This window comes from Lacipirellula limnantheis (assembly GCF_007746075.1).
GTDB classification, from domain to species: Bacteria; Planctomycetota; Planctomycetia; order Pirellulales; family Lacipirellulaceae; genus Lacipirellula; species Lacipirellula limnantheis.
In genome coordinates, this window is record NZ_CP036339.1 from 3,401,279 (window position 1) to 3,416,653 (window position 15,375).

Annotated in this window: 6 protein-coding genes; 3 read left to right on the forward strand and 3 right to left on the reverse strand. The window is 62.3% G+C overall.

The genetic code is table 11. From position 1 onward, the window contains the following. Nucleotides 1-782 precede the first annotated feature (782 nt). The 3 genes from I41_RS28285 to I41_RS13140 all read left to right on the forward strand — a co-directional run bounded on the left by I41_RS28285 (nucleotide 783) and on the right by I41_RS13140 (nucleotide 9,137). Nucleotides 783-4,085: a hypothetical protein gene (locus I41_RS28285; RefSeq protein ID WP_168206882.1), complete on the forward strand. Its 3,303-nt coding sequence runs from the start codon at nucleotides 783-785 to the stop codon at nucleotides 4,083-4,085. A 933-nt stretch (nucleotides 4,086-5,018) separates the two neighbouring features. Then, entirely contained in the window at nucleotides 5,019-7,634 is a 2,616-nt protein-coding gene (locus tag I41_RS13135; protein ID WP_145433126.1) for a PSD1 and planctomycete cytochrome C domain-containing protein, read from the forward strand. A 3-nt stretch (nucleotides 7,635-7,637) separates the two neighbouring features. Beyond that, nucleotides 7,638-9,137, forward strand: a complete 1,500-nt coding sequence (locus I41_RS13140; RefSeq protein ID WP_145433127.1) for a DUF1501 domain-containing protein — start codon at nucleotides 7,638-7,640, stop codon at nucleotides 9,135-9,137. Nucleotides 9,138-9,593: 456 nt separating this feature from the next. Here I41_RS13140 and I41_RS27745 read toward each other — a convergent pair whose 3' ends face one another. The 3 genes from I41_RS27745 to I41_RS13165 all read right to left on the reverse strand — a co-directional run bounded on the left by I41_RS27745 (nucleotide 9,594) and on the right by I41_RS13165 (nucleotide 15,117). Continuing rightward, the gene (locus tag I41_RS27745; protein ID WP_210420937.1) at nucleotides 9,594-11,183 is read right to left on the reverse strand and encodes a phage tail protein; all 1,590 of its coding nucleotides are present in this window, start codon (nucleotides 11,181-11,183) and stop codon (nucleotides 9,594-9,596) included. A 339-nt stretch (nucleotides 11,184-11,522) separates the two neighbouring features. Then, entirely contained in the window at nucleotides 11,523-12,998 is a 1,476-nt protein-coding gene (locus I41_RS13160; protein ID WP_168206883.1) for a DUF1501 domain-containing protein, read from the reverse strand. Continuing rightward, nucleotides 12,988-15,117, reverse strand: a complete 2,130-nt coding sequence (locus tag I41_RS13165) for a DUF1549 and DUF1553 domain-containing protein (RefSeq protein ID WP_145433129.1) — start codon at nucleotides 15,115-15,117, stop codon at nucleotides 12,988-12,990. Before I41_RS13165 ends, I41_RS13160 begins: the two co-directional genes overlap by 11 nt. Nucleotides 15,118-15,375 lie beyond the last annotated feature (258 nt).

Below are 15,375 nucleotides of genomic sequence, written 5' to 3' on the forward strand. Positions count from 1 at the left end.
ACGATTCCTCACTGTTGTAGGCCGAAGCATCCTAGGGTGGTCGGTCTAACCGGCAAATGGCGCTCGTTGGAGATGGATTCGATGTGGCGTTTGTTGTGCGGTCCGCGCCAATCGCGTTCCATCATCTGCTTTTTCTGCGAAAGCTCTTCGAGTGACGGGCCAGCGATGTCACTCGAAGGATTGTTCGACTGGCACGGTCGATGTCTTTTGTCGCGTCGTGAGCGACGACTGCCGCCAAACATGAATCGGTCTGTGCGAAGCGATGCACCCCGCGGAATTTGCTTCTTTGCTGACCGACTGCAGACGTTCACCATTCGCCGATCGCCGGGTTTTAAGCTGACTGAGGTGACCGGCACAGCGAATTTGACGCCAAATCTCCGCTCAATTATCATGCCTTGGCTTCTTGCTGCAATTATTCGCATCAACTCCTGGACCCGCACGCGATGAGCCGAGCCACGGCGAACCCTGGAATCAAGAACCGTGACGCCTCGCAAGCATTCGCGAATACGATGTGCGATCTTTCCTTCTGACTTCTGAAAAACGCCAGTTCGATCTGTCAGTGCGGCCCCGCCCTGATTGGGCATCTGTATCGGCCGTCACTGCGCCTCCCCGCGGGTTTCGAATTGCAACTCCTGACCTCGGCTCCCGTCACTTGAACAGTGACGTTTACTAACAAGTCGACCGCTGCTCCTGTGACAGTTTCATCCGTCAGTGACTAGCCAGAGCACCATTTACCTCCCTTGGCGACTTCTGATTGTTTCGAATGCAAAGGGTTCTCGGTGATGACCACGAATGAAGTCAGCGTTTCCGACTGTGTAAGGAAGTTCGTCGCGATGCCGAGGCTGGTTCACCGTGCGTTGCCAATCGGGTTGTTGATTCTGGCGGCGGTGTTTTCCCTTGCGGCGACGATATGCTGCGCCGCCCCGCTGAACCTTGTGCTCGATACGGGGTTCAATACCCCGCTGCCGTCGCGCATTACTGCCAATGGCGCGCCCACGATGGTCGTCAGCTTCAATATTCCCGAGGCGACGATCAATGGCGTGACGATCCGCTTCCAAGGTTTCGACACGATAACGCCGATCGTGACGGATCCGTTTGCGACGGGGTTCACCGCAAACGGGTTGGTGGCCAAATTCATCGTCCTCGGCGACTTGACGCTGAATTCCGACCAGAAGATCTTTGGAATCGGTTTTCAGCTTGCCAAACTGGAGGTCGCCAATAATGCGACGCTGGCGGCTGGCTCAGTGATCGACGTCAGCGGCGAAGGCCGAGCCAGCGGCGCGGGGGGCGGCGCGGGAGGGAGCGCAAGCCCCTCGGTCATGTCGGGGTACTCTCCGGCGTCGGCCACATCGGCCGTCGGCGGCTGGGGGGGAGGCACGGCCTTCGCGAACGGGATCAACGGGACCAACGGGGCGACCTCGACGGGCCAGCAGTATCGGCAGAATGGTACTGGCGCCTTTGTGAATCCCGGCACCCCTGAGTATGCAGCCCTGTTCGGATCCTCGGCCGGCGGCGCCGGTCAGATCGGCTCGGGCAACGTTGGCGTTGGAGCGGGGGGCGTCGCGGGCGCCTACACGAGCGCCTACGCCGCGCAGGGCGGCGGCGGGCCAGGCGGGCCGGCCGGGCAGGGTTCGTCCCAGTTCGGCGGGCCCGCACCGGGCGTCACTGGCGGGACTGGAGGGACAGGAGGGGGCGGACCTCAAGGAATGTCCGGCGCTAATGCGTCCGCAATTCAAGAGCAGCTCAATCCCACGGCCGTGTATCTTCACGGCGGCAACGGCGGCGGCGCGGGCGCTACCGGCGGAGTGGGATTGCCCGGGGGAGGGGGCGGAGGCGGCGGAGGAGGCGGCGCGAGCTCCGATCAGTTCGGGCCACGCTCTTCAGGCGGCACAGGCGGCCTGGGCGGCATCGGCGGTCTCGGCGGACAAGCCGGCGCCGGCGGCGTGGGCGGCGGAGGGGGAGGCGGCATCCAACTGCTAGTCCGTGGCACGCTCAACTATGGAGGTTTGACAACCGCAGTCGGTGGCAACGGCAGCTTGGGACAAGCCGGCGGCTTAGGGGCCGCAGGCACGGCGGGCGCCGCTGGCCAATCCACGGGTAATCTTGGCGGCAACGGAGGAGCGGGCGGCGCCGGCGGCGCGGGAGGCCAGGGAGGCGTTGGCGGCAACGGAATGGGCGGCAGCGGCGGCGTCATCCAGATCGTCAGCTCCAATCTCGCCTACACCGGATCGACCACGACCACGGGCGGCCTCGCCGGCGACGGCGTCACGCGGTCGGCGAACGGCGCCACCTACATTCATGCCTACTCCGGCCCAAGCGCCGGCCTGAGCAACAGCGCGTACTTCGGCGCTCGCGCAGCCGGGGACAATCCCTACCGATCGCATTCAGGCACAAGCACCGTCGGCGGCGCGCCGGTAGGCAAGTTCGCGAATGTCCCGGCGATTGTCGGCGGGGCCGCGCCGTATGGCATGCTTGTCGGCGCGCCGTTTGGAAGCGTCGCTTCCGGGGTTCAGGCCTTCGGCGGCGGAGCTGCGCCGCCCCCCGCGCCCGGTCACATGCGCGTCGGAGCCGTGACGCGCGTCAACGCTTCGTGGCTGGCCGCACAGTACGGCATGAGCGCCTTCAATGGGAATAATCAGGAGTTGCTGCTCTACAGCGCCTTCGGTGGGGATCTGAAGAATCCCGCGCTCATGTCGGTCGATCAGTCGCACAGCCCGCTATTTGGGGACGTTATTCCATCGGGGCCTGTTCGGTTGCGGGCCGGAAACGGGTACCTCAACGACCCGACGCTCACTTCGGGAGCCGTGGCGCCGACGGACATGGCGAACTTGCCGAATCTGTCGACGTTCGCCATGTACGCTTCCGGTACGCAGAACGTCACTGCTTCGTTCTCGCCGTACGGAACTCCGCGCACCTTCAGCGGCACGCCTACGGTGGGAACCCTCGGCTCGCCGGGTGCTTCGACCGTATTCCTTGAAGACAACGGATTCCTCTACCTCGGCATCTTGGGCAGTTCGGCGACCACCGGCCGCGGCACGGGCGCGATCGTCGAGGAAGACGCCAGCGGCGAGTACGGCGTCGGATTGGCGGCGTTTGACGTCCGCGCCGGCGGCAACGCCAGCGTTCACGGCTACGCCCAAGGAATCGGGAACGCCGGCACGCAGACCTCCGGCGAAATGAAGCTCCGCACGCTGCAACCTCCGCCGATAAACTTGGGGGAACCCGGGCCGCTCTACGTGCAGTCGTCGCAGAGCTTTAGTCAGATCGACGTGGGCGAGGAGTGGAACTCCGCCGCGGTTCCGCTCTACACCAAGAATCTCCCGCTCGGGACGCGGCAGCGCGTGGCCGACGTGATCTACGCGCCTGACTACGACGACAACGTTCGCTCGATCAGCATTCCGATTGACGCAAACATCTTTGGCCCCTCGCCGCAATTGGCGGGCGCGGGGACGTCGGGGATGGAATACATCGCTCCCGGGGCTCAGGTGGGATCGACCTCGATGGGCACGTTCAGTTTGACGAATGCCGACATCCTGTCGCCGATCAACTCAATCTGGCGATCGTCGATTCAGCAAAGCCCGCAGCTTATTCGGCTATCAGTGCTGAGCATGCAACTCGACGACCCTTCCGGTGCATTCTCAGTGAGTGGGTTGCCCTCGTCGTTCGTACTGAACGGCAACCAATCGCAATCGATCAACGTCGGTTTTCACCCCACGACCCCTGGAATGCACGAAGCGCATTTGACCTTGCTGACCGACGTCAATGCGGAAGTCGGCCAAGCGGGCGACACATTGACGATTACGCTGCGAGCGATCGGTCTAATGGAAAACGCCGACTTCAACATGGACGGAATCATCGATGGCGGCGATCTTCTGATTTGGCAACGCAACTTTGGCACGGGAACAGGTTTGGCGACGGGCGATGCCAACAGCGACGGGTTGGTCAACAGCGCTGACTTAGACATTTGGCGGCAACAATTCGGATCATCGCCGGGGCCGCTGACCGCGGTTCCGGAGCCCGCGAGCCTAGCGAGCTTGATCGGTTGCATTTTCTTAATTGGCTTCCGGAGCGGTCGCCGCGTTTAAACCAGCCGCCGTCCCGAATTCTTTTAGCGAACGGGAGGCGGTCGCATCCACTTCGACGGGTTCGCCCAGAAGCTAACTCGCTGAGGTGAATCGCTCCGTCGCCATGCCGCGGCCGCGAGAAGCGTCGTCACGATGACAACACTGGACTGCCGCGCAGACGCGTTTGCACTCAATGACGAACCGACCTGAGCACAAAGGGCGTGTCGACAGCAGCATCGCCATAGTCCTGTTAAAGCTACTTTGATTCCGGCAGTAGCCACTTAGCACATGGAGTGGCAGGCGTTGGCCCGCATTGTCACATGTTGCATGTGACGCCGAAAATTAGCGGAAATGATCGATGGTAATTGGGGCTGGGCGAGCAGGAGTACAAGTACGCGAACGGGGAGGTGAACTGGTGCTCTGGCGTGTGCCAGGAGACGGCAAGCGGCTTTCGCAGAGGCCACTCCGGGCCTGCCGGACGGAAACGCCTATCCGTCAGTCACGGCGCGCGATAGCCCTGATTCAGTTCGGTCGCATCGGGAAGGGAGCAGAGCGAAACCAGACGGCTTGGGGATCTATTTCCGGAAGCCGTGGTCATTTTAGAGCTCCAAACTATCGCTCCGTAAGCTCCCATGTCCCGCCCTGAGTCGTCCTGTGGGGGCCGCACGGTCTCGGTTCTTTTAAGATCCTTCGTCGCCGGGCTCGGAATCCCGTAGGGTTTATCATTTCGCAGGGATGCGGGGGCCGTGCCTTGCTTTCATTGCAGTCAACGCCGACATAAAATAGCCAGCGCTCGGTGATGACGCCCCCTGATGCGTCGGAAAAATCCGGCAACCCGCATCGCAAGGGCGTCAGCCTCCAGTTCGTAGAATCATCGCTTGGCCCCTTTTCTTCGTGCAGACCGACAAACGAGTGGTTCATCACTACCGGCCGTCTCCGCCGACGAAACGCGCTATGTGGCGAGTGCCGATATTACTGTTCATCGTGCAGTTTCCGGCTCAGCTCTGGGCGGCCGACAACGCTGCGGATGCGGTCCAATTTGAAACGCATGTGCGGCCCATCCTGAAGGCCAACTGCTGGCATTGCCACGGCGAAGCCGAGGAGGTGAAGGGATCGCTCGACGCCCGCTTGGTGCGGACTTTACTGCAGGGCGGCGATTCAGGACCGGCAATCACGCGTGGCGATCATGTCGGAAGTCTGCTCTACCATCGCGTCGTGGCTGGCGACATGCCGCCGGGCGAGAAGAAGCTCACGGCGGCAGAGATCGAAGTCCTCGCGCGCTGGATCGACCAGGGCGCGAACACTGACCGAGTGGAGCCTGCGTCGCTGCCGACGGGACCCGTGATTGGCGACGATGAACGGAGTCACTGGTCGTTTCAGCCGGTCAGGCGGCCGGTGGTTCCGGAAGTTCGCCATCCCGCACTTGTACGTTCCCCGATCGATGCATTTCTGCTCGCAGGTCTAGAAGTAAAAGGATTAAGCTTCGGCGCTGAGGCCGATCGGCCAACGCTCATCAGGCGGCTCTATTTCGACCTGACCGGATTGCCGCCATCGCCATCGGCCGTTGAGCAGTTTGTGCACGATCGTGCGCCCGACGCCTACGAGCGACTTGTCGACCAGCTCCTGGGCTCGCCCGCCTACGGAGAGCATTGGGGACGGCATTGGCTCGACGTCGTCGGCTATGCCGACAGCAATGGCTACAGTGAGTTGGATTCCCCCCGCAAGTGGGCCTTCCGATATCGCGACTATGTGATCCGCTCGCTTAACGGCGACAAACCTTGGAATGATTTTCTCGTCGAACAGCTCGCCGGCGACGAGCTCTTGCCGCAGCCGCTTGAGAATCTTACCGCTGCCCAGGCTGATCAGCTGATTGCCACGGGGATGTTGCGTATGGGCCCCGACGGCACCAGCGACGGCGCCGTCGATCAGAATCTCGCCAGGAACGAAGTGATCGCCAATACGATCAAGATCGTCTCAACCTCTGTATTGGGGCTTACGGTCGCGTGTGCTCAGTGCCACGATCATCGTTACGATCCGATCTCGCAGGCGGACTACTATGGTCTCCGCGCGATCTTCGAGCCAGCGTTTGACTGGAAAAACTGGCGATCGCCTGACGCACGGCTTGTCAGCCTGTGGACCGATGAAACTCGCAAGCAAGCGGCCGCAGCGGAGGCCGATCTGCAGGAGATTGACCGTCAGCGCCATGCAGAACTTGATCAGATCGTGAACCAGACGTTCGAACGCGAGCTGGCGAAGTTGCCGACTGAAATGCAATCTGCCGCACGATTAGCCCACGATACTGCGGCGGACAAACGCAGCAACGCGCAATTAGAACTGATCAAGCAGCACCCGTTTCTCAATGTCGATCGCAGCACCGTCTACCTCTATCTGCCCGATCGGTTGACGGAGTTCAATAAGCGGTGGGACGACTGCGCCGAAACGGCGGCGAAGAAAAAGCCTGCCGACGATTTCGTTCAGTGTTTGACCGAAATCCCCGGCCAGATTCCCGCCACCAAATTGTTCGCCCGCGGAGACTTCAACTCTCCCAAACAGGACATTGCCCCCGGCGAGTTGACGGTACTCAACGCGCAAGACTTCTCAATCGCGTCTGACGATCCGCAACTTGCGACCAGCGGGCGACGACTTGCTTACGCCCGTCATCTGACGGACGGCCGCCATCCGCTGGTGGCCCGCGTCCTGGTGAACCGGTTTTGGTTGAACCATTTCGGCCGTGGCTTAGTCACCACGCCGGCCGATTTCGGCGCCCTTGGCCAGCCGCCGTCGCACCCGGAATTGCTCGATTGGTTAGCCGACGACTTCATGGCCGGCGGCTGGAAACTTAAACGACTCCATCGCATGATCGTCACGTCGACCGCTTATCGGCAATCTTCCGAGCACCGGGCGGAGCTCGACGCCGTCGATCCTGAAAATCGGCTCCTCGGCCGCATGCCCGCGCGACGGCTTCAAGCCGAAATGCTACGCGACGCACTGCTGGCTACTTCTGGCAGGCTCTCCGCTAAAATGTTTGGCCCGCCTGTACCAATAACCCCTGACGACGTGGGGCAAGTCGTGGTCGGCGCCGATACCCGCGATTCGTCCGGCCGGCCCACGGGCAAGGTGGTGGACCTGGGCGAAGATGAATTCCGCCGCAGCATTTACGTGCAAGTGCAGCGCTCAAAGCCGCTCGGGTTGCTGGAAACGTTCGACGCACCCACGATGTCGCCGAATTGCGAGCAACGCGCGAGTTCCACGAACGCCCCGCAATCGTTGATGCTCATGAACAACGCCTTCGTGCTGCAACAAGCCGATGAGATGGCCGAGCGAATCGAGCGGGAAGTCGGCGCCGATCTGTCCGCGCAATTCCAGCGAGCGTGGCAAATGGCCTACTGCCGTGCGCCATCCGCGAGCCAGTTGCAGGCCGGACTCGAATTTCTCGGCGCGCAAGCCGCGATCATCGCCGCCAATCCGGCAGCCGACCCCCCAGCCGAGCCGTCCACACCCAGTCAAGTCGCCTTGTCGAATCTATGTCAGGCCCTGGTCATGTCGAACGGCTTTCTTTACGTGGACTAGTTCATGGCAGCGTCCCACTTCAGCCGGCGTCATTTTCTCTCGCAGCAAGCCTTCGGGTTGGGCGGCCTCGCGCTCAACTGGCTGCTCGAACAGGATCGCGCCCGGGCGGCGCCGGCCAAGCCCCTCAACGAGCGGACTTCGTTCGCCCTGCATCCCCGGCCACCCGCGCGCGAGCCGCACGCCACGGCGATGATTTCGATGTTTATGCAAGGAGGCCCGAGCCACCTCGACCTCTTTGACCCCAAGCCCGAGCTAACCAGACGTCATCTGCAGAATTTCACAGGAGAGATTAAATACGACGACACGGCCGGCGCCAGTACCAAGCTCTTCGCCAGCCCGTGGAAGTTCCGCAAGCACGGTCAGTGCGGTATGGAACTGAGCGAACTCGTGCCGCACTTAGGCGCTGTTGCCGATGACATCTGCCTGATTCGCTCGATGAAGACGGGCGTCAACAACCACGATCAGTCGATCAACGCCCTGAATACTGGAGAAATTCTCCCCGGTCGCCCGTCGTTGGGATCTTGGCTCGCCTACGCGCTAGGATGTGAGACGCAGAACTTGCCCGCGTTCACCGCACTCACCGATCCCGGGGGCTTGCCGGTGGGCGGCGTCAACAACTGGCAGAACGGCTGGTTGCCGTCGCTCTACCAGGGAACCGTAATTCGCCCCCAGGAGCCGCGGATTCTGAATCTCGATCCGCCGCAGCGCCTACAAGGCCAAGCCCAACAGCGATTGCTCTCCTACCTCGACGCGATCAACCGCGAACATCTCGCGGCTCATTCGAACGAGTGGGACCTCGCCGCGCGCATCGAAAGCTACGAGCGGGCCGCCCGCATGCAGGTCGCTGCCAAGGACGTGCTCGATCTTTCTCGTGAGAGCGCCGCGATCCACAAGCTCTATGGAATCGACGAACCCGCAACGCGCGAGTTCGGCACGCGCTGCCTCATCGCTCGGCGGCTGGTGGAGCGCGGCGTGCGTTTTGTTCAAATCTTCACCGGCAATCAAACGTGGGATCATCACAACGGCATCGAAAAATCTCTGCCGGAAATCTGTCGGATGACCGACAAGCCCTCGGCCGCGCTCGTCGCCGATCTCAAACAGCGCGGCCTACTCGATACTACGCTGGTCCACTGGGGCGGCGAGATGGGCCGCTTGCCTGTCATTGAAAATGAGAACAACGTCGGCCGCGACCACAATACCTACGGATTCAGCATGTGGCTCGCCGGCGGCGGCGTTCAGGGAGGCTGCGTTCACGGCGCCACGGATGAGCTGGGCCACCATGCCGTCCAGGACATCGTCACCCACCACGACTACCACGCGACGCTGCTGCACCTTTTTGGCCTCGACCCGCGGCAAGTCTCCTTCCCTCGCACCACCGGAGTCGGCGCGCTGCTCGATGGCCAGAATGGGGATGTCGTCAATGCCATCCTCAAGTCACCATGCCGCCGCGTTCGGCAAGAGAATCTGTCGCGTCACGTCTCGCAAATTCATCCGTCGGCCTAATTCGTCGCCGCTGGCCCCTGGACCAGTTGACGTTCCATAAATAGGTCGTTTACAGGCATTCGTCTGCATCAGCCCAATGGCCCATGGTTCCCGTCCGGATCGTGTCACAACTCACGTCGGACTCCGAAGTGCAGAATGGCATCAGATGAAAGCTCGTCGGCACAACAGAGGTTCTATTGTTCGACGCCAACTTGAGTGCCGAGGCCTGTATTCCATGACAAATCGTCCCACTGCTTCGTCTTTGCGCCGGCGCGAGTCGACACTTACGGCCGGCGTTGCGATTCAGATACCAACAGGCTGTTTTTGAACGAGCAGTCTTATAGTTACGAGCCCGACCCGACGTGACGCGTCGCGACGTTGCTCCGTCGCTTGGGCGGATGCGAGACGGCCGCATCTGCCGTTGGCGGCACTCTCAAGTGTGTTCAGCCTTGCTGGCGCCGAACAGTGCGGCGTGATTCAACCTCTTGAAGCGCCCTTCCGGTCGAATGGCCGTCTCGCTCGGTACAGGAGGCCCGCGGCGGTAAGGGCGAGCGCCAGCGTCGTTGGTTCGGGGACACTCTCCAGTGGTAACGCAGGACCGCCGAATTCAGTCTTCCAGATCGCCAAGTCGAATGCGTCCACGTCCGTGTCTGGGTCGGCGTTTCCTTGATGTCGCTGCGCATTCAGCGCTCCAAAGTTGCGTTGCCAGATGAGCACGTCGGCGCCGTCGATGACGCCATCGAAATTGAAATCGGCGTTGAAAGAAACGGGGTGCGCGTGGGGCGGAAGTTGATCGACAGTCAGCTGTGCGTGCTCGGCGCCGAATGCGTCGCCCCGAGACCGCGGAGTGAGCCCGGTTCCCTGCCCGACGCCGACGATCGCTCTGCCGCGCAGATCGGGAAGCGCGAAGGTCGAGACGCCGTCGCCCCCGTACGCCGACCCCAGGACTGAGAAGAGACCCGCGAAAGAGTTCGTCGGCAGCAACTGACCATCGGCCAGCGCCCAGCCCGCCGGCGCGAAGCCGCCGGCGAAAAGGGCGACTTCGCCGAGAAATGGTTCGGCGGCCCCAAGACTCTCCGAAGGAAGATTTCCCTGAATACAGATGATGTAATTCAGCGTCAGGGACGGCTGCATGTTGTCGTAGGACTGGCCCTCCCCCCGAGGCAACGTGGCGAACGCAGGCGCGGGCAGCGTGTGCTGGTGGGTTGGCATGATGCTGTAGTCCATCGTCACCCCTTCCGATCCCGCCGTGGCAGCGAACGCGTGGGTCGGCCCGCTGCCGGCGGCGCCGACATGGATCGGCGTTCGGCCGCGCAAGTCGGGGAGAGCTAGCGTCGCAATGCCATCGCCGCCGTAGCGATTAGACAAGATATTTAGCAAACCAAAGTTGGTGCTCACGGGAAGAATCTGCCCGTCGGCTGGCGCGAAGCCCCCGGGCGCCCCACTGCCGGCGAACAGGCGCACCTGACCATACCACGACGGGTCTTGCGGCGCCGTGGGCATGGGAACATTGCCTGTGAGCGCGACCGCGTAGTTGAGCGCCAGTGACGGCTGATAATTATTGAACGCCTGCGGCTCAAAGCCGGCGGGCACCGTCGATCCGCCGCCAGGAACGTCGTGATTGTGCAACCGCAAATTTTGGAGCATCAGTACATCCGTCTCGGCGCCAAACGAGTCGCCGAGCGACCGATTGGTGAGTCCGACTCCCGCGCCGCGATGTACCGCCGTCCGGCCCCGCAGGTCAGGCAGGGCGAAGGTCGAGAGACCGTCGCCGCCGTAAGCGGTCCCCAGCCGCTGGAAGAGATCGACGTTCTCATTGATCGTCAGGAGCCGCCCGTCGGCAAGCGCCCAGCCTGCCGGCGCAAAGCTGCCTGCGAACGGTACGACCTCGCCAAGTTCGTCGGAGCCCGTGACCCGCACGAGATAGTTCAGCGCCAGCGAGGGCTGCATGTTGTCGACGGGAGCGCCCAGGCCCGTAATTCCGCTAATTGCGCCAAAGGCGGGCGTGCTCAGCTTTAGTGTGAGCCCGGCGTACGCCGCCAGCCGTATCAAGGTGTGCCGCATCATCAGATTGTCGCGAACAGTTGAATTGACCGGCCCTTTCGTATCCAAAGTCTAGTTGGGCGGCGAGCGTTGATCAATTTAGCGCGGCCAAACTGGGCGTCACCTGCCGTCGGCGCTCGCAGGTTGCCACGGTTGACCGATGCTGAATCGGCCCGCGCTATCTGGCCGGTTTGTCCCGGGTCATCGGACTGTCGCCAGAATACCTCGCGCTCGGCATGAGGAAATCGCGGCCGCTTTTGCCATGGCTTGCCCTCCTGCGATTTCGCAGCGAAATCCTCACGCTTGCGCCGGCGCCAAGATCCGTTTCCTGGAACGGCGCCGCCCGTTTCGGCGACATGCCGGCTACGCGATGATCTGATCGAGCACGTCGCCGCCGATGTCAGTGAGTCGGCGAATGCGGCCGCCGTAGTGGTAGGTTAACAGTTCATCGTCGACGCCCAGAAGATCCAGGAGCGTCGCATGGACGTTTCGGATAGGGATCGGCTCCTCCGCGGCACAAAGGCTGAAATCGTCGGTCCCGCCGGCCGTGGCGCCCCCTTTGATATCGCCGCCGGCCATCCACATGCACAGCGCGTGGCCGTTGTGGTCACGGCCGACATTTTCCCCAACGCTCCCATTGACGAACGACGTGCGTCCCATCTCGGAGGCCCACACGACGAGCGTTTCGTCGAGCAACCCTCGCTGCTTGAGGTCGGCCAGCAGGCCCGACACGGGTATATCCACCTCGCCGCTATGTTTGATCATGCCGTCTTTCACGTTGCCGTGATCATCCCAACTATCTTTGCCAATCTGCACGCCATGCAGGAGGAGCGTGTGGCGCACGCCCCGCTCGACGAGGCGGCGGGCCAGCAGGCATTGGCGTCCAAAGCCGGCGGTCTGCGGATGATCCAACCCGTAGAGGGCCATCGTCGCATCCGTTTCGCTGGAGAGATCGACGAGTTCGGGCGCGGCCGTCTGCATGCGGAATGCCAGTTCGTAGGCGCTGATGCGGGCCTCGAGTTCGTCGACTGCGCTTCCTTCGCTGAGATGCCGGCGGTTAAGCCAAGCGAGCGCGTCGAACTCCTGCCGCTGCTGCGAGGCGCTCACGCCTTCCGGCCGCGCTAGATCGACGATCGGGGCGCCGCTGGGGCGCAGCAAGGCGCCTTGATAGGCGGCGGGCAGGTAGCCGTTGCTCCAGACTGCTGCGCCGTTGGTGGGCGCCCCGCGCGGGTCCTGAATGACGACGTAGCCCGGCAGATTCTGGTTCGCGCTGCCGAGGCCGTACTGTACCCACGAGCCGACCGACGGGCTTCCGGGAAACTGGCTCCCGGTGGCAACGTGGAGCGTTGCGGGGCCGTGATTCTGGTTGTCCACCATGATGCCGTGAATGAACGCGAGGTCGTCGACGTGCTTGGCGAGATGCGGAAACAACTCGGAGACATAGCGACCCGACTGGCCATGCTGCCGGAACTTGAACGGGCTCCCCACGCATTGATGGGCAAAGGACAGACGCCCCTGCAATTCGCCGGAAGCGAACTTCGGAACGTGCGGAATCCGTTGGCCGTGGAACTCGTTCAGCTTCGGTTTGTATTCGAACGAATCCACTTGGCTGACGCCGCCGCACATGAACAGCATGATGCAATTCTTGGCCTTGCGGCGAAACCGGGGCGCCTTGACGGCCAGAGGGTCGACGACGCCCGCAGCGGCGCGCGATTCGCGTGCGAGGAGGTCGCACAGCGCGAGCCCGCCGAAGCCGTTGAACATCTGACCGAGAAATGCCCGGCGGCTGTGACAATGCCCGTGCGACCGCAGCGCGTGTCTAAAGGAATTAGTGGACATAGACAAATTCGTTCGTGTTGAGCAGCACGCGACAAATGGCGGCCAGACCATCTCCCGCCGTGGTCGATACTGCGAGCGCCCGCATCCGTTCGGATTCTTCAGGCGCTGGCTCGCGGCCGAGCGCGATCTTGAAAGCCAGCGGGATCTGGGCCGCCAGCGAGTCGCCCCCCTCCTGGCGGATGCGGACGGCAAAGTGTCGAGCTTCTTCGTTGGCGAAGCGTCCGTTGTACATTGTCAAAGCCTGAAAGGGGGTGGTGGAATTCTGCCTCCGGTCGCGCGTGCCATCGCAAACCACGGAGTCGAACGTTTGCATCAACGGCATGGTCATCGAGCGCTGTTGATAGATGTAAATGCTACGCTTGCGACCCTCCGGCCCGTCCTGCGTATTCCACTTGCCTTCATCCCAGCTGACCGCCTCGGCCACCCCCTCGGGGAGCGGCGGAAAAATCGGCAGCCCAAATTGCTCAGGGTTCAAGCGCCCGCTGACCGCCAGCACGGCGTCGCGCACCGCCTCGGCCTCCAGGCGCCGCGAGCGGAAGTGCCAGAACAGGAGATTTTCGGGATCAGCCTCCTCCGCTTGGGGGTCGGTGTGTTTGGACGATTGGCGATATGTTTGGGAGTTGAGGATCAACCGGTGCATGGCCTTGACGCTCCACTTTGAAGCGGTGAACTGCCGTGCCATCCAATCGAGCAATTCGGGATGCGAGGCGCCCCCGCCGAGTTTGCCGAAATCGCTGGGCGTAGCCACGATCCCGCGGCCAAAGTGCCAACCCCACAGGCGATTAACCATCACTCGCGCCGTCATCGGGTTGTCGCTGCTGACGATCCACTCGGCGAGCGCCAGCCGGCGGCTTCGGGTTGGCCAGCGCTTGAACGGATCGAGGCGGATCGTCGCTGGATCCTGATGGCCCGCGATGACGCTGGGAAAGCCGGCTTCGACCACCTCGCCAGGGTGGTTCCATTCGCCGCGGATCATCACGCGGGACTCCGGCACGCCAGGCTCGTACGGAGGTCCATAGGAGTGACGCAGCGACATGGCATAGGGCTGCAGGCGCAAGATGTCCTGCTCCAGGAATCTGAAGCGCCCTTTTGCTTCCTTGAGCCGCTGCCCCTGTTCCTCGGTGAGGTCAACCCTAGGGTCCGCTCTCTTGCCGGCTTCCTCGATCTTTTCGATTTCCTCGATGACCGTGCGTTGCTTTTTCAACTCATCATGACGCTGAGCCGTGAGCTTCGCCGCCCATTCTTTCTCGCCATGGCGGTAAAACTCCGCGGGTATCGGCCCGCCTAGTTGGAATGCATCGCCCTCCGCTGGGCGCGGAATCGCGACCGTCGAAAAGAAGGCCTTCATGCGATAGAAGTCCTTCGTCGGAATGCGGTCGTATTTGTGATCGTGACATTGCGCGCAGCCAATCGTCAGGCCGAGGAATACGGAACTGACCGTGGAGGTCATTTCGCTCAACAGCTCGTGGCGGGATGCATCGCCGCGAGGCTCGGTGAACGGCGCCAGGCGGAGAAACGTCAGCGCTACGGTTGGTTCGGGCTTCGGCTTGGGGAGGTCGCCCGCCCCCATAACATCCTCCGTTTCGTCACCCGCGATTTGGTCGATGATGAATTCGTCATACGGTTTGTCCTGGTTAAAGGAATCGATGACGTAATCCCGATAACGCCAGGCGTTTGGCAAATCAGGATCCCCTTCGTAGCCGGCAGTGTCGGCGTAGCGGGCCAGGTCGAGCCAGAAACGCGCCCAGCGTTCGCCATAGCGCGTGTCGGCAAGCAGCTTGTCCACCAGCTTTTCATACGCCCTGGGGTCGGCGTCGCTCACAAAGGATTCAACCTCCGCGGGCGTCGGCGGCAGTCCGATCAAATCGAAATAAACCCGCCGAACGAGCGTGCGCGGGGATGCTTGGGGAGCGAGCGAGAGGCCCTTGTCCTCGAGGCGGGCGAGGATGAATTTGTCGATCCCGTTGGAGACTCGGTCAGCGTGCTGGACCTCGGGTGGTTTGACGTCGCCAAGCGCGACGAAGGGCCAGGCCTTGGGCGGATCGATCGCGGGCTCTCCGGCGAAGGAACCCATCGCAAGTCCGCACATCGCTAGAACACTTGAGATGACAAGTTTCATTTAAGCTAGTTTAGCAGATGATGTCGGATCCTTCCTTGCGTTAGGGCAGACGTTCTTGCTCAGCATCAGCCGGCCAATCGAAGACAGATCCGCCTCTGAAGGATCATCGCCGATCGCTTTGGCTTCCAGGAGCAGGACGCGGACTTGGGCGCGGTCGATGCATGCGATCCCATCGCTCCGGGCGGCTGGGTTCGCCCCTCGATTACAGCGTCGCACTCTGCCGCGTCCCCTGGTCGGCAACGGCATCATCCCCCGGCG